The following is a 17,083-nucleotide window of genomic DNA, read 5'->3' as shown; positions in this document are numbered from 1 at the left end:
GAAAGCGCCTTTACACGCGATGATAGGGGTGGCCAGCGAGAATGGTGGCAGCCCGATAAATTTGTTCCAAGAGCATGACGCGAACCATCTGGTGCGGCCAGGTTGCCGAGCCGAAGGCCATGCTGAGTTTCGCTTTGCGCCGCAATTCGGGCGAAAGTCCGTCCGCGCCGCCGATGACAAAAACATAATGTGACACCGATTCGTCCCGTGCCTTGCCAAGATGGCGCGCGAAGCTGGCGCTATCAATGCTCGCGCCGCGCTCATCCATGGTGACGAGGGTGGACTTGTCCGGAATCAGGGCGGCGATGGCCGTGCCTTCCTCGGCCATCCGGGTCGCCGTATCGCGTGCCCGGCTTTCCGGAATTTCATGAACGCTCAGGCTGCGAAAACCGAGTTTGCGGCCGATATCGTCGAACCGTTCACGATAACGCTCGGCAAGTTCGCGCTCGGGACCTTGCTTGAGCTTGCCGATGGAAATGACGAGGAGATGCATGGCCGCACCGTAGCCCGGATGGAGCGAAGCGCAATCCGGGGACCGGCGTTTCAACTAACTCTGCTGGTCCCGGATTTCGCTGAGTTCACCATCGGGCGCGCTTCGCGCGACCCGTTGGCTTCCATCCAGGCTACAGACTCACACCGCCTTCAAATTCGCCCGCGCGTCATCCTGCGTGTTCTGCGTCCAAAGCCGCTCGATATTGTAGAATTCACGGACTTCCGGCCGGAACACATGCAGGATCACTTCGCCGGTATCGACCAGCACCCAGTCGGCATTGGCCATGCCTTCCACATGAAGCTTCTTCTGCCCGGCTTCCTTCAGGCCTTTCGTGACATTCTCCGCGATCGAGGAGACATGGCGGTTCGACCGGCCCGTCGTCACGACCAGATAGTCCGAAAATGCCGACTTGCCGCGCAGGTCGATGGTGACGGTCTCTTCCGCCTTCATGTCATCGAGACGGCCCAGCACCAGCTTCAGGGTCTTGGCAGCACTGTCCTGCACTGCTTCGGCGGCGGCCTTCTTCGGCGCGGCCTTCTTGGCGATCACGGCTTTGGTCGCCGTGGTCTTGCCGGCTTTCGGAGCAGCGGCCTTTTTTGGCGCAGCAGCTTTGGCAGCGGTTTTCTTCGCCGGAGTCTTTTTGACTGGCGCTTTCTTCACGGCCTTGTCGGCCGGGGCCTTCTTGTCGGCTGAAGCGGCTTTGGACGACGCCTTTTTGGAAGCGCCCGTCTTGGATACTGAAGCCTTGGATGCTGAAGCCTTGGACATCGACGCCTTGGAGGTTGAAGCCTTGGACGTCGAAGCCTTGGACGTCGAAGCCTTGGACTTTGCAGTCTTGGACGATGAGGTGGCCAGGTGACCATTCCTTTCAGTGGGGAGCGCCGATCCGGCGCCCTGTTCATCTATACGCATGTGGGTTTGCCGGATTCGATATTCCAGCACGCGACCATACTAGCACGTCTCGTGGTTGCAGGGGACTCAGCTTTTCCAGCTGCCGTCCGGGTTCCGCAGCCGGGTGGACGACAGGGTCAGCTTGAGGCCGGTCAGGAAGGTCCATGCGGGCGGGGCGCGGTCGGCCAATGACCCAGCAGCGCGCTCCGGCACACGAAACCGTGCCAAGGCCTGCGGCATCTGAGCGGCCAGCGCGCGGCAGCCCTGCGATGCCGGATTGGATGAGGCGCGGTCGATGGCGGCGATGGGGATGAGGCCGGCAATCTGCTGCCAACGCCCCAGCGGTGAAACTGGGCGAGGTTGTCGGCTCCCATGATCCAGACGAATCGAGCTTGCGAGCATCGCCGGTGCAGATAGGTGACGGTATCGACGGTATAGCGCGTGCCAATGACGCTTTCGAGACAGCTGACCGCGATCCGCGGATGATCGGCTACCCGTGCCGCCGCTTCGGCGCGCTCGGCGAGGTCATGCAGGTTGCTGCGATCCTTCAGCGGGTTACCGGGCGAGACCAGCCACCAGACATAATCCAGCTCCAGCCGCTTCATGGCGAACAGGGTCGCGGCGCGATGGGCGGCGTGGGGCGGATTGAACGAGCCGCCAAGCAGCCCGATCCGCAAGCCGGGCGCCACTGACGGCAGGCCGTGCATGAAGACCGGAGATCGCGGCGCCCGCAGGCGATCGCTCACGGTCGCGTCTGCCCGGTGCCGTGGACGCGATATTTAAAGCTGGTGAGCTGCTCTGCGCCGACCGGACCACGGGCGTGGAATTTGCCCGTGGCAATTCCGATCTCGGCGCCAAAGCCAAACTCACCGCCATCGGCAAACTGCGTCGAGGCGTTATGCAGCACGATGGCGGAATCGACTTCGTTGAGGAAGCGCGTCGCCACCGCGTCGTCTTCGGTCACCACCGCATCGGTGTGATGCGAGGAATGCGCGTGGATATGCGTGAGCGCATCGTCGAGACCGTCCACCAGGCGCGCGGAAATGATCGCGTCCTCGTATTCGGTGTCCCAATCCTCGGCCGTGGCAGCCTTCACGCGCGCATCGGTTTTCTGCACGGCCTCGTCGCCGCGCACTTCGCAGCCGGCATCCAGCAACATATCGACCAGCGGCTTCAAATGCGTGCCCGCGACCGCTTTGTCGACCAGCAGCGTTTCCGTTGCGCCACACACGCCCGGCCGGCGCATCTTGGCATTCAGCACAATCGATTTCGCCATATCGAGCTTGGCCGCACGATCCACATAGACGTGATTGACGCCTTCGAGATGTGCGAACACCGGCACCCGTGCCTCGGCCTCGACGCGTGCGACCAGGCTCTTGCCGCCGCGCGGCACGATCACATCGACGCCGCCATTGAGCCCGGTCAGCAGCAACCCCACCGCCGCCCGATCGCGCGTCGGCACCAGCGAGATCGCCGCCTCCGGCAGCCCGGCTTCGCGCAGGCCCTGCACGAGACAATCATGGATGGCGCGGCAGGAACGAAAACTGTCCGACCCGCCGCGCAAGATCACCGCATTGCCCGACTTCAGGCACAGCACGCCGGCGTCCGCCGCCACATTCGGCCGGCTCTCGAAAATTACGCCCACGACGCCGAGCGGCACCCGCACGCGCTCGATGGTCATGCCATTGGGTCGCTGCCAGCGTTCGGAGACATGGCCGACGGGGTCGGTGATGTCATGGATGATGCGAATACCATCGGCCATGCCGTGGACGCGCGCCTCGGTCAGCGTCAGCCGGTCGATGAAGGCCGATGTCGCGCCATTGGCGCGGACCTCGGCCACATCCTCGGCATTGGCCGCCAGAATCGCCGCCACATTGGCGCGGATCGCCGCTTCCATGGCCGCCAGAGCGCGATTTTTCTGCTCCGTTGGCGCCACCGCGAGCGCCCGGGCCGCCGCGCGGGCGCGGGCAGCGAGGTCGTTCATCAGAACCGGCAGATCGGCCGATCCGTCGATGGCTTTCAGCGAGGCGGTCATGGGAGGCTCAGGGGCTTAAGATACGGAACTATCGGATTAAAATAGGAGGTCGAGGCCGGAAGGTCAAAGGTAGCCAGACGGCTCCATCATAGAGACTGGACGTGCGGTCGTAAGATATCGACGGTCTCGACCAAACCCTCGGCTTCCATGTCCAAAAGCAGAACATCTGGCGTCTTTTCGGGCTTTTTCAGGCGCAGACGCATGGTCCGGATTGCTGCAACTGCTCGCCCAGGATCCAGCGCTATCGTATCGGCGATAAATGCATCGGCGGACCGCGCCTCGATATTCAAGGCACCCAGGATGTCGTCCGGAAAGTCCTTGAGATTCTCCGTTACGATCATCGCCGCTCGGGTCTTCAAGGCAGCCGCAACCACATGGGCATCATTCGGGTCGGGTAGAGTTGCGCAGACGGAGAGCAACTGGTCGTAGTCGCCGACACATGCTTCCTCGAAAGCCGCCTCCATAAATCCACGCGCCCGGTTGGCGCGATCACCAGCATCGGTGACACCCTTGCGGATCAGAATTTTCTCGATCGCAGCTTCTGTTTCATCGAGTACCTTGGCCGACCAGCGGAGACGGAAGAACTCTGCCTCCGCAAGCGTCAGCAACAGATTGCGCTTCAACGCTCCTGCGAGGGAGCATGCATCGATAAATGCGGTGAAGCGGTTCGCAAACAAATTTAGAGATGCTCCGCATCCATCTCAGCAAGGTTCGCGAGAGCCCCGCTACGCTTGTTGTCGCGCGCCAGTTTATAGGCGAACAGATCTTCCGCGCGAACGCGGCGGTGGCGACCGACCAGCGAGTGCTTGATCTCGTCCTTCTCCAACAATGCGATAAAGAACGGACGCGACACGTTCAGGATGTCGGCAGCCTGCTGAGTGGTCAGCATCTGATGCACAGGCACCAGCGTCACAGCATCACCGCGGCCAATATGGCGAAGCAATTCCATGAGAATGTTGGACAATGCCGGCCCTAGCGTCACCTCGGACGGTTGCTGGGTTGCTTCATCGAGGACACGAAGAGTTGTGTCGCCGTCTGTATGAGCAGCGAGAATTTGGCGAAGTTGATTGGCGGCTGCCTTTTCGCTGGCGGAAGGCAATCGACCGCCAAAGGCCTCGGCCAGGGCTGGAATGGTCATGATTTCTGCTCCCGTTGAATATTTTCTCTATGCGATATTCGAAATAAACGCAACAAAAAAACAATGCAGGTGGATGAAGGTTCCGAGGCGGAAGCGCGTGCCATCTTACCTGCCAACGCATATCGCGAAGGTCATTGGCCAAATCCAAAGGTCAATCGAAAAATGGTGCCGCAAACAGGACTCGAACCTGTGACCCCGTCATTACGAATGACGTGCTCTACCAACTGAGCTATTGCGGCGAACCACGGTCGCGATTCGGCTGGGCAGCCGGGCGCGATGAGGCCTCTGATATCGCCCGCACCCCGGTTTTGCAAGGCGCGGAAGGGCCAATCGGCGCGAAAAGCGCTGGCCTTGAAGTTAGTCTCGATCAGCCGCCCCAGCGGCGCATGAAGCCGCGCCAGCCGCCTTGCTGCTGGCCGCTGTTCAATTCGGCGAATTCATCGCGATAGGGATCATCCTCATCGACGCCCGGATCATCCGGGGCGCGGGTGATGGGAATGACGGCCGGGATCGGCACCGCGGGCTTGGCGGCCTTGGCGATATCGGCGCGCTCGCGGAACAGCGGGACGGGGGCAGGCTCCGGCTTGGGGGGCGGCGGGATATCGGCCGGCGGGGGCGTCTCGGCGACCGGTTCCAGATCCGGCTCGGCCGGGGCCGCGGGCGTCAGGATGGGCTCGGGCGGTTTTTCGGCGATGGGCGTGGCCGGTTCGGGCTCTGCCATCGGTTTTGGGACCGTCAGCGGAGGCGCCAGCACCGTCTCACGCAAGATTTCGGCTTCCATGGCGGCAATCGGATCGGCCTCACCGGACGGCAATGCGGCCAGCGGCTCCTGCCACTGGAACGCGTCGATCCGGCCGGTGACCGGCGACACCGGGCGCCAGCGTTCCGAAACATAGCCGTCGGCGGTCCAGACCGGGTCATGGCGGGCGCGGACGGCGCGGAGGGTCCAGGCGCGGGCACGGCCGCTGTCGCCGTGTTCGGTGCGTTCCAGTTCGGCCATCAGCATGGCGGTGCGCTGGGTCGGTTCGGCGATGAAGGGTGCCAGTGCCTCGCGGGCGCGGGCATATTCGGCAGCGTCGATGGCGGCGCGGGCGATGGCGAGAGCGCCTTCCACATGGCCGGGGACTTTGGCGGCGAGCGTCTCGACGCGGACTTGGCGCTGGCGCGCGGAATCGCCGAGTTTCACATGGGCATAGGCATCGGCGAGATCGGGATGCGGCTGCGCCAGCCAGGCCGTCTCGATGATCTTCATGGCGCGGCGGATCTGATGCGCTTCGCTCTGGAAGCGCGCGGCCAGCACGGCGGCGGGGATCAGCGTCGGCGCGAGGCGAATGGCTTCCGCGGCGCTGTCGCGGGAAAGGTCGCGGTCCTTGGTTTCGGCGTCGAGCGCGCGGGCGGTGAGCAGCACGCCGCGCTGACGACGATAGGCGACGCGGTCGATCAGCCCGGACGACAGATTGGCATCGAGGATCTTCAGCGCGCCGGTCCAGTCGGACTGGGCGCAACGGAAGCCGAGCACGGCCTGCGCGGCCCATGTGGAATTCGGCGTGAGTTTGAGGGCTTCCTCGGCCAGTGCCACGGCACTTTGCGGATCGTCGCTGCGTTGGGCCTCGATGAAAAGGCCGCGCAAGCCGAGCAGCCGCGTATCCTGACGCTCGGCCATCGCCTGGAACGCGCGATGAGCGCCGGCGCGATCGCCGTCGAGCTGGGCCGATTGTGCCTGCAGCAGCAACGCCAGGGGATCGTTTGACGTGAGCCGCCTGGCGACACCGGAATGGCGTTTGGCTGCAGCGCCATCGCCCTGGCCGATGGCGAGCAGGCCCTGCGTGACGGCGTGACGCCCGCGCGCCTGACGCTTGTTGCGGCAATGACGGCGATAGCGTTCCGGGCCGCGCCAGATGCTGAACAGCAGCCACACCGCGAGCATGCCGGTCAGGATGACGAGGCCAAGCACCAGCACGAAGACCGGCAGTGACGTCGAGATCGTCCAGCCACCCCAGGACATGGCGACATCGCCGGTCTGGTCGGCCACCCATGCGGCGCCGAAAGCCAGAAGCGCGATGAGAACGAGAAAGGCAACGATACGGATCATTGGAGGCTCACGGCGCTGGTTTGGAGAGCGCCGCCATCGCGTCGGCTGCGAATTGACGGGAGGCTGCCAGCGCTGCATCGCGCGCGGCGAGCTTGTCGAGCCATGGCTGCACAGTGGCCCGCTCGGCGGGGGCGAGCGTCAGCAGCTCGCGCTTCGCGGTGGTGACATCGTTGCTGCGTGCGGCAGCGCCCGCGCGCGCCACGGCGCTGATGTTGCTGCTCACGGCATCGCTGCGCTCGATGCGCACGAGCTTGGCGGCGCCGGCTTGCAGACGGTCGAGGAAACCGGTGCCGGCGGCCACAGTCTCGGTCTTTGCCGGTGCGAGCTTCGGCAGCAGTGTGAGCAGCTCGCGGCTAAGGGTGGCGTCATTCGGAACGCCGGTGGTGGCGAAGGCATCGAGCGGCGTCAGTTGCGTGGCATTGCTGGCCAGTGGCTTCACTGCGGCAAGCGCGCTGGCGTAAGGCTCGCTTTGTCGCACCGATGTATCGAGCAGCGAGGCGGCGACGGTTCGGCGCAATGCCACATCATCGGCAGGTTTTGCATTCTGCTGATCGGTCGATGACTTCAGGTCGCCGGCGGCGCGCTCGATGGCATTCAGGCGTTCGGTGATCGGCGCGAGATCGACCACGGCGGTCGTGCTGCGCGGGGCGGATTTGAGCTGATTGATCTCGGCCACGGCACGGTCCGACTGCGTCTTTGCGTTGGTGAGGTCGCCACGCAAGGCGGCGATGGATTTCTCCAGACCGTCGATGCGGGTGGCGGCGCTAGTGTCCGGCTTCGGTGCGGGACGCGCTTCGAGCTGGGCAATCCGCGCGGTCAGCGCATCGATCTCCGACCGGTCGGGCACGGACAGGCTGTTGAGTACGAACCATGTGGTGCCCGCGACCACCGCACCTGCCAAAGCACCTGCGGCGATCGGCAGCAGGATGGCAGCGCGTTCGCGCTGAGGCGGCGGAGGTGCCGGCTCTTCCGTTACGGGTTCCACAGGCTCGGGAGGCATGTCGGACGGGGCCGTGTCGATATGTGGAGTGCTCTGGGCAGCCGTTTCGTCAGGTGCAGTGCCTTGTGCAGCATCTTGCGGCGAAGCCGGCTCTTCGCTTGGCGGAGTCTCGCTGGCAACAGTGCGTTCGGTCACGTGGGTCGCGGCCAGTTCGAGGGTCGGCGGCTGGCGTTTTGGCCGGCCGGCATTCGGAACCGATCCGGTTTCGCTATCATCGGCCATGGCACAGGTTCCTTCAAAGCATGCCGACCCTTAGCAGGGATTCGGTGGCCTCTCTGTTAACGTCGGTTTCTAGAGCATGATCCAGAAAAGTGGATACCGGTTTTCGGATAAGATCATGCTCAGGCAAACGAAAACGCTAGGGTCGGCTTCATCGGAGATGAATCCGACCCTAGCGTGCATTTGGCGGGATGGCACGGGTGAGCGTTGCGAATAAGGCGTCTTCGTTTGGCTCGGCTGCGGCCATGACTTTTGTCGCACCGGCGTCATGAGCAATCTGCGCGACCTGTGCGGAAAGACAGAGATGCGGGATCGCCAAAGCAGAAATCTCGACGCCGCCAAGGCCTGTCGCCTTGAAGAAGGCGCGAGCGCTGCGCCGGGAGTAATGCAGCACGGCGTCGATCTGGCCGGCGGCGAAAGCGCCGGCCACATCATCCGGCAGATCGGTGACCGGTGCCATGCGATAGGTGGTGTGGGTGACGACCTCGAAACCGCGCGCGCCGAGTTCGGCAGCGAGATCGCGGGAGAGATCGGCGCCGGCGAGATAGAGCAGCGGTTTCACGGACTGCGCCCGCGCTGCCAGCAACGCGCGCAGGTCATTGGCGTCGCCGCCGGCTGAGATGACATCCCTGAAACCGGTGTCCTGGGCCGCCTGCGCGGTGCGGTCGCCTACCGCGAAGACAGGAAGCCGGAACAGGCGGTTGGCTGCGGGCTGGTCGGCGAGGCCGCGCAGGGCATTGGCCGAGGTGACGATGACGGCGCCGATATCGGCATCGGTATCGAGCGAGAACAGCACCTTTTCGAAGCGCAGCATGGGTGCCGCCAGCGCAACATGTCCCTGCGCGCGCAAAGCGGCGATGGTGCGGGCATTGTCGGGCTGCGGGCGGGTGACGAGAATGGCCATGGGGGACCCTCATGGTTTCGGGGCAGAGGCCGCGGTGATTGCACTTTGCGACCCCGCAATGCTACTGCCGGGGCAGCAAGAACCCATATTCCGCTGACAAAGCAAGGACCAAGCGTGACCGACGCAAGTTTGACCGATGACAGGCCGATGCTGGTGCTGGGGATCGAGACGACCTGCGACGAGACCGCAGCCGCCGTGATCGAACGGGCGCCGGACGGCAGCGGCCGCATCCTGTCCAATATCGTGCATTCGCAGATTGGGGATCACGCACCCTATGGCGGCGTGGTGCCGGAGATCGCGGCCCGCGCCCATATCGACCTGCTGGACGGGTTGATCGACCGCGCCATGCGTGAGGCCGGCGTCGGTTATGCCGATCTCGCAGGCGTCGCGGCAGCAGCCGGGCCGGGGCTGATCGGCGGGGTGATCGTGGGCCTCACCACGGCGAAGGCGATCGCGATGGTGCACGATACGCCGCTCATCGCGGTGAACCATCTCGAGGCTCATGCGCTGACGCCGCGGCTCACCGAGCCGCTGGTATTTCCCTATTGCCTGTTCCTGGTCTCCGGCGGGCATACGCAAATCGTCGCCGTGCTCGGCGTCGGTGAGTATGTGCGGCTGGGCACCACCGTCGATGACGCCATGGGCGAGGCATTCGACAAGGTCGCAAAGATGCTGGGCCTGCCCTATCCCGGCGGTCCGCAGGTGGAGCGGGCCGCTGCGCAGGGCAATGCGACACGGTTCGAATTTCCGCGGCCGATGGTCGGACGGCCCGAGCCGAATTTTTCGCTGTCCGGGCTGAAGACGGCGGTCCGCAACGAAGCATCGCGCCTGCTGCCGCTGGAGGAGCAGGACGTCGCCGATCTCTGCGCGAGTTTCCAGGCGGCCGTGCTGGCCTCGACGGCGGATAGGCTGAAAGTGGGCTTGCGGATTTTCGAGGAACGGTTCGGACCGCCGCAGGCGCTGGTCGCGGCGGGCGGCGTGGCCTCCAATCAGGCCATTCGCGGCGCGCTGGAGACGATCGCAAGAAAGGCCGGCACGGTGCTGCTGCTGCCGCCACCGGCGCTTTGCACGGATAATGGCGCGATGATCGCCTGGGCTGGCGCCGAACGTCTCGCGCTCGGCATTTCCGACGGCATGGACGCTGCGCCCCGCGCACGCTGGCTGCTCGATGCCGATGCAAAGGCGCCGGCCGGACACAAGAACAGCCGTGCGGGATATTGATGCGATGAGCGCGTTTCAGTCGGTCGCCGTGATCGGAGCCGGAGCCTATGGCACCGCGCTCGCCGATGTCGCAGCACGTGCCGGGCGCGAGGTCGTGCTCTATGCGCGCTCACCGGCGGCGGCCGAGATGATGCAGACCTCACGCAGCAATCCGCGGCTGCCGAGTGCAGGCATCGATGATGCCGTGTTCGTCACGTCGGATCTCGCGCTCGCCGCGCGGGCCGATATCATCCTGCTCGCCGTGCCGTCGCAGCAATTGCGCGAGGCGCTGACGGCCGTCGCGCCGCTGCTGACGGCAGGCAAGCCAGTGGTCGCCTGTGCCAAGGGTATCGAACAGGGCTCGCATAAATTCATGACCGAGGTGATCGCCGAGGTCGCGCCGGATGTGCTGCCGGCGATTCTGTCGGGTCCGAATTTTGCCGATGATGTCGCGGCCGGTTTGCCGACCGCGGTGACGCTCGCCTGCGCCGACGAGGACGTCGCGATCAAGCTCGTGCAGGCATTGGGATCGGCGACGTTCCGGCCCTATCACTCCACGGATGTGCGCGGCGTCGAGATCGGCGGCGCCGCGAAGAATGTGCTGGCGATTGCCGCCGGCATCGTTGTGGGCCGCGAACTCGGCGCGTCGGCGCTGGCAGCACTGACCACGCGGGGCTTCAGCGAACTATTGCGCCTTGGCGTGGCCTGCGGCGCGCGGGCCGAGACGATCTCGGGTCTCTCCGGCCTTGGCGATCTCATTCTCAGCTGCTCCAGCGCGCAATCGCGAAACTTTTCGCTCGGCGTCGCGCTCGGCCGCGGCGACCCGCCGCCGGCGGGCAAGCTGGCAGAAGGCGCCTTCACCGCGCCGGTGCTGATCGAGCTGGCCGAAGCCAGCAATATCGATATGCCTGTCGCGAAAGCGGTGGCGATGATTCTCGGCGGCAGTTTGAGCGTCGATCAGGTGATCGAAGGCTTGCTGACGCGGCCGTTCAAGGCGGAAGGTTAGACGATGCAATACTGGCTGATCAAATCGGAGCCCGACGCCTGGTCGTGGGACGAGCAGAAAGCGGCGGGTGCCAAGGGCACCGAATGGACCGGCATCCGCAACCACACCGCCAAGCTGAACATGATGAAGATGAAGAAAGGCGACCGCGCCTTCTTCTATCATTCCAATATCGGCAAGGAGATCGTGGGGATCGCCGAGATCGTGAAGGAGCATCATCCCGATCCCACGGCCGAGCCGGGAACGCCGTGGGTCTGCGTCGACGTCAAGGCCGTGCAGGATCTGCCGCGCCCGGTGTCGCTGGCGGCGATCAAGGCCGAGCCGAAACTGGCTGATGTCGCGATCATCAAACAGTCCCGCCTGTCGGTGCCGCCGATCACCGCCGAGGAATGGAAGCTGCTCTGCAAGATGGGCGGACTGTGAGCGCGGGCATCAAGCCTGCGATCATCGATCCCGTTGGATTCATCCGCGCGAATACGCGCCTGCTGCCGGTGCCGCTGGTGCCGGAGATCTCGCTGCATGTGGCTGACGAAGCCGTGCCGCTATGGAGCAAGACCGAGGAAGAGCTCGGCGAAGCCGGCCTGCCGCCGCCGTTCTGGGCGTTCGCCTGGGCCGGTGGGCAGGCGCTGGCGCGGTTCGTGCTCGATCACCGGGAACATGTCGCCGGGCGCGCCGTACTCGATCTCGCATCGGGATCGGGACTGGTCGCGATTGCCGCGATGAAGGCCGGCGCGAACAGCGTCATCGGTTATGACATCGATGGCTTCGCGCGCGCCGCGATTGCCATCAATGCGGATGATAACGGCGTGGTCGTCGAGGCGCGGGGGATGATCTGCTCTGCGAGGCCGCTGCACCCGATGCGCAGACGATCCTCGCCGGTGATATTTTCTACGAACGCGATACGGCGGAACGTGCCTACGCGTTTCTGTCCCGGCACGCCGCACGCGGCGTCACCGTGCTGATCGGCGATCCCGGCCGCAGCTATCTGCCGAAAGACCGGTTGCGAAAGCTGGCCGAATACCAGGTGCCGGTGACGCGCGATCTCGAAGATGCCGAGATCAAGAATACCGCGGTGTGGACGCTGGCATGAGCGTATGCCGCGGGGGCTGCGTGCGATCGATATCGGCCGCGCACAGCGCGTAGGAATCCTCCACCAGATAAGGGCCGCCGCCGGTCGAAGCGCGTGACGAGAACAGCACGAATTCCGACGCTCTGAAGGTCTTGCTGGGGAAATATCCGCGCACCGAGAGATAGTCGGCGACATCGCGGCAGGACGCATCGCGCAGGCGCGCCAGCGTCACATGCGGCGTGAATTTGCGGCTCTCTGGCCCCACGCCGCAGCGGCGCACGAGCCGTTCCAGTTCGGCTTGCAATTCGAGCAGCGGCCTGCTCGGCTCCACCGATGCCACGATGGCGCGGGGCTTGTTGCCACCGAAGCTGGAGAGACCGCGGATAGTCACGTCGAACGGCTTGCGTTCGACGCGTGACATCAGCTGAGCGATCTCATTGGCGGAGATGCCGTCGATGTCGCCGATGAAGCGAAGCGTGACGTGATAATTTTCGGGATCGATCCAGCGCGCGCCTGGCAGGCCACCACGCAAATTGGCCAATGTCTGGCCGATATCGGCTGGTATCTCCAGTCCGGCGAATAGACGCGGCATAGGCAGCTCCTTTTTGTCGGGGCGCGATTTTCGCCGAAGGGTGCTGCGTATCCATGTGCTGACGCACGGACGCACCGCTCGGCGAAAATCATGCCCGAACAAACGAGCCGGTGAGTCGAGGAAGACCGACGAATCACCGATGTCTATTTTGTACCCGAGTTATGTGACTCTGCGAAGCAACGCGTGTCATCGCAGCGTCAGGTTCCGGATAACTCGACAGCGTCCTGCGAGGCATGATCGCTAGCGCGGCAATTGCTTAGTTCTTCGGCGCAAGCGTTGCCACGAAAGTTTCCACCGTCGGCAAGATCTTGTTCACCACGATGTCAACGCCATCAGCCGTCGGGTGCATGCCGTCGGGCAGGTTCAGTGCGGTGTTGCCGGCAACGCCATCGAGGAAGAACGGATACAGGGGAATGTCGAACTGCTTGGCGAGATCCGGATAGATCGCGTTGAACTTGTCCGCATAGTCCTTGCCGTAATTCGGCGGTGCCAGCATGCCGCAAAGGAGGACCTTGATGCCGCGCGCCTGCAGCCGCTTGACGATCTCGGTGAGCGCCTCACGCGGTATCTTCGGATCGACGCCGCGCAGCGCGTCATTGGCGCCAAGCTCGACGATCACGCCCTGGGTGCCGTCGGGAACGGACCAGTCGAGCCGGCCAAGACCGCCCGAGGTGGTATCGCCGGAGACCCCGGCATTAGTGATGTCGACCGCCACGCCCTTATCCGTCAGGGCCTTTTGCAGCCGGACCGGGAAGGCCGCCGTGGCCGGCAAGCCATAGCCGGCGCTGAGGGAATCGCCGAGCACGACGAGTTTCACCGGCTTGGCGGGAGCCTGTGCGTGAGCAGCCCCCTGCGGCAATGTGACGAGCCATCCGGCCATCAGCAGGCACGCAAACGTGCGCAGCCACCCCTCGACCGCCGCAAATGAAGTGCCATATGACACCGACATGGACACGCGCATCGACACCTCATCCTCGGCCGGCACTGCGCCGGACACCATTTCCATCTCGAACATCAACCTGTCGCTCGGCACGGGTGCCGCGCGCGTGCATATCCTCAAGGATATCAGCTTGCGCGTCGGCTCGGGCGAAGCGATCGGTCTGATCGGCCCGTCGGGCTCCGGTAAATCCACGCTATTGATGGTGATGGCGGGGCTGGAACGGCCTGACTCGGGTCAGGTGGTGGTCAATGGCACCGCTTTCAATGATCTCGACGAGGACGGATTGGCGCGCTTCCGCGGTCGCCATGTCGGCATCGTGTTCCAGTCCTTCCATTTGATTCCGACCATGACGGCGCTGGAGAACGTGGCCGTCCCGCTGGAGCTCGCCGGCCATCCCGATCCCAATGGCCGGGCGGCAAAAGAGCTCGAAGCGGTCGGGCTCGGGGCGCGCTTGCATCACTATCCGCGGCAATTGTCGGGAGGCGAGCAGCAGCGCGTGGCGCTGGCGCGTGCTCTGGCGCCCGATCCCGCCATCCTCGTGGCCGACGAGCCGACCGGCAATCTCGACGAGACCACCGGCAGCCAGATCGTCGATCTCCTATTCGCGCAGCATGCGGAGCGCGGCATGACGCTGGTGCTGGTGACGCATGACAACGCATTGGCAGAGCGTTGCGATCGCGTGGTGCGCCTGCGCTCCGGCCATATCGAAGCGGCCTGATCGCATGAGCGCTATTGTCGATCACGCCCCGACACGCGGCTTGTCGCTGGCCTTTCGCTATGCCCTGCGCGAGATGCGCAGCGGGTTGCGCGGGTTTTACGTGTTCATCGCCTGCATCGCTCTGGGCGTGTTGGCGATCGCCGGCGTCGGCTCGGTCGCTGCCAGTCTCAGTGACGGTCTTGCGCGCGAGGGGCGGACACTACTCGGCGGCGACGTCGCGTTCTCACTGATGCAACGCGAGGCCAAGCCGGAGGAACTGGCGTTCCTGCGCACGCGCGGGCAGGTCTCGGTGGCGGCCACCTTGCGCGGCATGGTGCGCGCGGCCGATGGCAATCTCGCTCTGGTGGAGCTGAAGGCCGTCGATGCCGCATACCCGCTGCTCGGCAAGCCGAAATTGATTCCCGACATGCCGATCAGCGACCTGCTGGCGGAGCGCGATGGCGCCTATGGGGCTGCCACCGACACGACATTGCTGGCGCGCCTCGGGCTCAAGCTCGGTGACCGTGTTACGGTTGGGAGCGCGACGTTCCAGATTCGCAGCGTGATCGATGCCGAGCCCGACAAGCTCGCCGGCGGCGTCGGCTTTGCGCCGCGTTTCCTGGTCAGCGAGGATTCGCTGCGCGCCACAGCATTGCTGCAGCCCGGCAGCCTGGTGCGCTGGATCTATCGCGTCAAACTGCCGGAAGCCGACAACAGCGATCGTGCCGCCAAGGCCTTCACCGACGCCACGCGCAAGGAATTGCCGCAGGCCGGTTGGGAAATCCGCTCGCGCGACAATGCCTCGCCGCAACTTGAGCGCAACATCACCCGCTTCTCCCAGTTCCTGACGCTGGTCGGCCTTGCCGCGCTGCTGGTCGGCGGTGTCGGTGTCGCCAATGCTGTGAGGAGCCATATCGATCGTCGCCGTGAGGTGATCGCTGCGCTGAAGGCACTGGGGGCGACCGGGCGCGACGTGTTCGCGATGTATCTCACCCAGGTGATGGTGCTGGCCGGCATCGGTTCGGTGATCGGCCTTGTGCTCGGCGCAGCACTGCCTTTCGCCATTGTCGGCGTATTCGGCAAGATCCTGCCGCTGCCGGTGGTGGCGGCGCTGCATCCGGGGAACTCGCGCTGTCGCTGCTCTATGGCCTGCTCACGGCCCTTGCGTTCGGCCTGTGGCCGCTGGCGCGGGTGCATGACGTGCCGGTCGCCGCACTGTTCCGCGATGCCGCGCATACCGAAGCGCGCCGGCCGCAGACACGCTACCTCGCCACGATGGCCGTGGTCATTGCGGTGCTGATCGCTGTGGTGATCGGGCTCGCTTATGACAAGCGCGTCGCTGCGGTGTTCGTGGTGTCGTGGGTGGTGGTGTTCGCATTGCTGCGCGGGATCGCCGGCGCGATGATGACCTTTGCGCGAAAACTGCCGAGGCCGGGCCTGACCATGTTGCGGCTGGCGATCGCCAATATCCACCGGCCCGTCGCGCTGACGCCGTCGGTGGTGATGTCGCTGGGGCTCGGCCTCACGGTGCTGGTGACCATCACCCAGATAGACGGCAATCTGCGGCGACAATTCATGGCGTCGCTGCCGGAAAGGGCGCCGTCGTTCTATTTCATCGATATCCCCTCCACCGATGCCGATCGTTTCAGTGCGTTTCTGAAAGAGAAAAAACCGCAGGCAACGATCGAGGATGTGCCGATGCTGCGCGGGCGAATCGTTGCGGCGCGGGGCGTCAAGGCGGAGGATCTCAAGCCCGCGACCGATGCCGAATGGGTGCTGCAGAGCGACCGCGGCCTCAGTTATACCGACGAAATCCCGCACGGGTCGAAAGTGGTCGAGGGCGAATGGTGGAAACCGGGCTATAGCGGCCCGCCGCTGGTGTCGTTCGAGAAGAAGCTTGCCGACGGGCTCGGTCTCAAACTCGGCGACGACGTCGTGGTGAATGTGCTCGGCCGCGACATCACGGCGAAGATCGGCAGCATGCGCACGGTCGACTGGCAGAGCCTCGGCATCAATTTCGTGCTGGTGTTCTCGCCCAACACCTTCCGCGGCGCGCCGCATACGCATATCGCCACGCTGACGGAACATGACGTCGATCCGTCCCGGGACGGCGCCCTGGTCAAGGCTGTGGCGGACGCGTTCCCGATGATCACCACGGTCCGCGTGCGCGAGGCGCTGGATACGGTGGGCACGGTGGTGACCAATCTCGTGCTCGCGATTCGCGGTGCCAGCGCGGTGACGCTGCTGTCGGCGATCCTGGTTCTGGGCGGCGCATTGGCCGCCGGCCATCGCCACCGCGTTTATGACGCCGTCATACTGAAGACCCTCGGCGCCACGCGGGCGAGGCTGCTGGGCGCCTATGCGCTGGAATATCTGATGATCGGGCTTGCCACGGCGGTGTTTGGTGTCATCGCTGGGTCTGTTGCGGCGTGGCTGATCGTCACTCGGCTGATGACGCTGAGTTTCGTCTGGCAGATCGGCAGCGCCGCCGGTGTCGTGCTGGCCGCGCTTATTGTCACAGTGGGACTGGGGCTTCTTGGTACGCTGGTAGCCCTGAATCAGAAGCCTGCCACCGTATTGCGGAATTTGTGACCCGTTTTGACACGGAGCTGTCGTTGCGCGGGCTGATTCGTGCAAAATGACGAAGAAATCGGCAAGCCTTTCCCGCGGGAATGTTTACCGGTTTCCTTTGTGACGGCATCGGAGCGACATTCCGCCACGCGTGGAAGCTTGCAGTGAATGTGTTAGTTTACCACATACCCTTTGGGTCAGGCCTTCAGTGTTTGTGTCGAGATATTCATCCCGTACAG

At 64.5% G+C, this 17,083-nt stretch carries 15 protein-coding genes, 1 tRNA gene and 3 pseudogenes; 7 read left to right on the top strand and 12 right to left on the bottom strand.

The genetic code is table 11. The features are described 5' to 3' along the window. Positions 1-10 precede the first annotated feature (10 nt). Positions 11-493, bottom strand: a complete 483-nt coding sequence (gene rlmH / locus RPMA_RS00465; protein WP_211910997.1) for a 23S rRNA (pseudouridine(1915)-N(3))-methyltransferase RlmH — start codon at positions 491-493, stop codon at positions 11-13. A gap of 138 nt (positions 494-631) precedes the next feature. Further along, on the bottom strand, positions 632-943 hold the full coding sequence (gene rsfS, locus RPMA_RS27910; RefSeq protein WP_249225780.1) for a ribosome silencing factor: 312 nt from the start codon (positions 941-943) through the stop codon (positions 632-634). Positions 944-1,031: 88 nt separating this feature from the next. Between rsfS and RPMA_RS27905 the strand changes: the two genes are divergently transcribed. Continuing rightward, positions 1,032-1,352 (top strand): hypothetical protein, encoded by a 321-nt coding sequence (locus RPMA_RS27905; RefSeq protein ID WP_249225498.1) that lies wholly within the window; start codon positions 1,032-1,034, stop codon positions 1,350-1,352. 119 nt (positions 1,353-1,471) lie between these two features. Here RPMA_RS27905 and RPMA_RS00455 read toward each other — a convergent pair. The 8 genes and pseudogenes from RPMA_RS00455 to RPMA_RS00420 form a co-directional block, all read right to left on the bottom strand. After that, positions 1,472-2,091: pseudogene (locus RPMA_RS00455) on the bottom strand (nicotinate-nucleotide adenylyltransferase). Between the two features lie 35 nt (positions 2,092-2,126). Then, positions 2,127-3,419: a glutamate-5-semialdehyde dehydrogenase gene (locus tag RPMA_RS00450; protein WP_211910995.1), complete on the bottom strand. Its 1,293-nt coding sequence runs from the start codon at positions 3,417-3,419 to the stop codon at positions 2,127-2,129. 86 nt (positions 3,420-3,505) lie between these two features. Continuing rightward, positions 3,506-4,096: a PIN domain-containing protein gene (locus RPMA_RS00445; protein WP_211910994.1), complete on the bottom strand. Its 591-nt coding sequence runs from the start codon at positions 4,094-4,096 to the stop codon at positions 3,506-3,508. Positions 4,097-4,098: 2 nt separating this feature from the next. Beyond that, positions 4,099-4,557: a helix-turn-helix domain-containing protein gene (locus tag RPMA_RS00440; protein WP_211910993.1), complete on the bottom strand. Its 459-nt coding sequence runs from the start codon at positions 4,555-4,557 to the stop codon at positions 4,099-4,101. A 163-nt stretch (positions 4,558-4,720) separates the two neighbouring features. Then, positions 4,721-4,796 (bottom strand) — tRNA-Thr (locus RPMA_RS00435). A gap of 128 nt (positions 4,797-4,924) precedes the next feature. Then, positions 4,925-6,649 (bottom strand): heme biosynthesis protein HemY, encoded by a 1,725-nt coding sequence (locus tag RPMA_RS00430; protein WP_211910992.1) that lies wholly within the window; start codon positions 6,647-6,649, stop codon positions 4,925-4,927. Positions 6,650-6,656: 7 nt separating this feature from the next. Continuing rightward, positions 6,657-7,871 carry a COG4223 family protein gene (locus tag RPMA_RS00425; protein ID WP_211910991.1) on the bottom strand — a complete coding sequence of 405 codons (1,215 nt, stop codon included), beginning with the start codon at positions 7,869-7,871 and terminating at the stop codon, positions 6,657-6,659. Positions 7,872-8,040: 169 nt separating this feature from the next. Then, positions 8,041-8,772: a uroporphyrinogen-III synthase gene (locus RPMA_RS00420; protein WP_211910990.1), complete on the bottom strand. Its 732-nt coding sequence runs from the start codon at positions 8,770-8,772 to the stop codon at positions 8,041-8,043. 147 nt (positions 8,773-8,919) lie between these two features. Here RPMA_RS00420 and tsaD point away from each other — a divergent pair, with 147 nt between their 5' ends. The 4 genes and pseudogenes from tsaD (at position 8,920) to RPMA_RS00400 (ending at position 12,065) form a co-directional block, all read left to right on the top strand. After that, on the top strand, positions 8,920-9,993 hold the full coding sequence (tsaD, locus tag RPMA_RS00415) for a tRNA (adenosine(37)-N6)-threonylcarbamoyltransferase complex transferase subunit TsaD (protein ID WP_211913362.1): 1,074 nt from the start codon (positions 8,920-8,922) through the stop codon (positions 9,991-9,993). A 4-nt stretch (positions 9,994-9,997) separates the two neighbouring features. Next, positions 9,998-10,978: an NAD(P)H-dependent glycerol-3-phosphate dehydrogenase gene (locus tag RPMA_RS00410; RefSeq protein WP_211910989.1), complete on the top strand. Its 981-nt coding sequence runs from the start codon at positions 9,998-10,000 to the stop codon at positions 10,976-10,978. 3 nt (positions 10,979-10,981) lie between these two features. Then, a complete protein-coding gene (locus RPMA_RS00405) occupies positions 10,982-11,398 on the top strand; it encodes an EVE domain-containing protein (RefSeq protein ID WP_211910988.1) in 417 nt (138 codons plus the stop codon). Further along, positions 11,365-12,065 (top strand): annotated as a pseudogene (locus RPMA_RS00400) (class I SAM-dependent methyltransferase). The gene RPMA_RS00405 and the pseudogene RPMA_RS00400 overlap by 34 nt, the downstream one beginning before the upstream one ends. On the opposite strand, the gene thpR reads toward RPMA_RS00400, so the two are convergent. Both thpR and RPMA_RS00390 read right to left on the bottom strand, forming a co-directional pair. Next, positions 12,034-12,636, bottom strand: a complete 603-nt coding sequence (gene thpR / locus RPMA_RS00395) for an RNA 2',3'-cyclic phosphodiesterase (RefSeq protein WP_211910987.1) — start codon at positions 12,634-12,636, stop codon at positions 12,034-12,036. The pseudogene RPMA_RS00400 and the gene thpR sit on opposite strands and share 32 nt — an antisense overlap. Before the next feature lie 256 nt (positions 12,637-12,892). Then, on the bottom strand, positions 12,893-13,597 hold the full coding sequence (locus tag RPMA_RS00390) for an arylesterase (RefSeq protein WP_249225496.1): 705 nt from the start codon (positions 13,595-13,597) through the stop codon (positions 12,893-12,895). On the opposite strand from RPMA_RS00390, the gene RPMA_RS00385 reads away from it, so the two are divergent. Together RPMA_RS00385 and RPMA_RS00380 are read left to right on the top strand one after the other, a co-directional pair. Beyond that, a complete protein-coding gene (locus RPMA_RS00385; protein WP_211910986.1) occupies positions 13,584-14,294 on the top strand; it encodes an ABC transporter ATP-binding protein in 711 nt (236 codons plus the stop codon). The genes RPMA_RS00390 and RPMA_RS00385 overlap by 14 nt on opposite strands. A 4-nt stretch (positions 14,295-14,298) precedes the next feature. Then, positions 14,299-16,865 (top strand): annotated as a pseudogene (locus RPMA_RS00380) (ABC transporter permease). Positions 16,866-17,083: the final 218 nt, after the last annotated feature.

The sequence above is a fragment of the Tardiphaga alba genome (genome assembly GCF_018279705.1).
GTDB classification, from domain to species: domain Bacteria; phylum Pseudomonadota; class Alphaproteobacteria; order Rhizobiales; family Xanthobacteraceae; genus Tardiphaga; species Tardiphaga alba.
The sequence above is the reverse complement of the archived record's forward strand: the minus strand, read 5'-3'. Positions and strand labels throughout refer to the sequence as shown.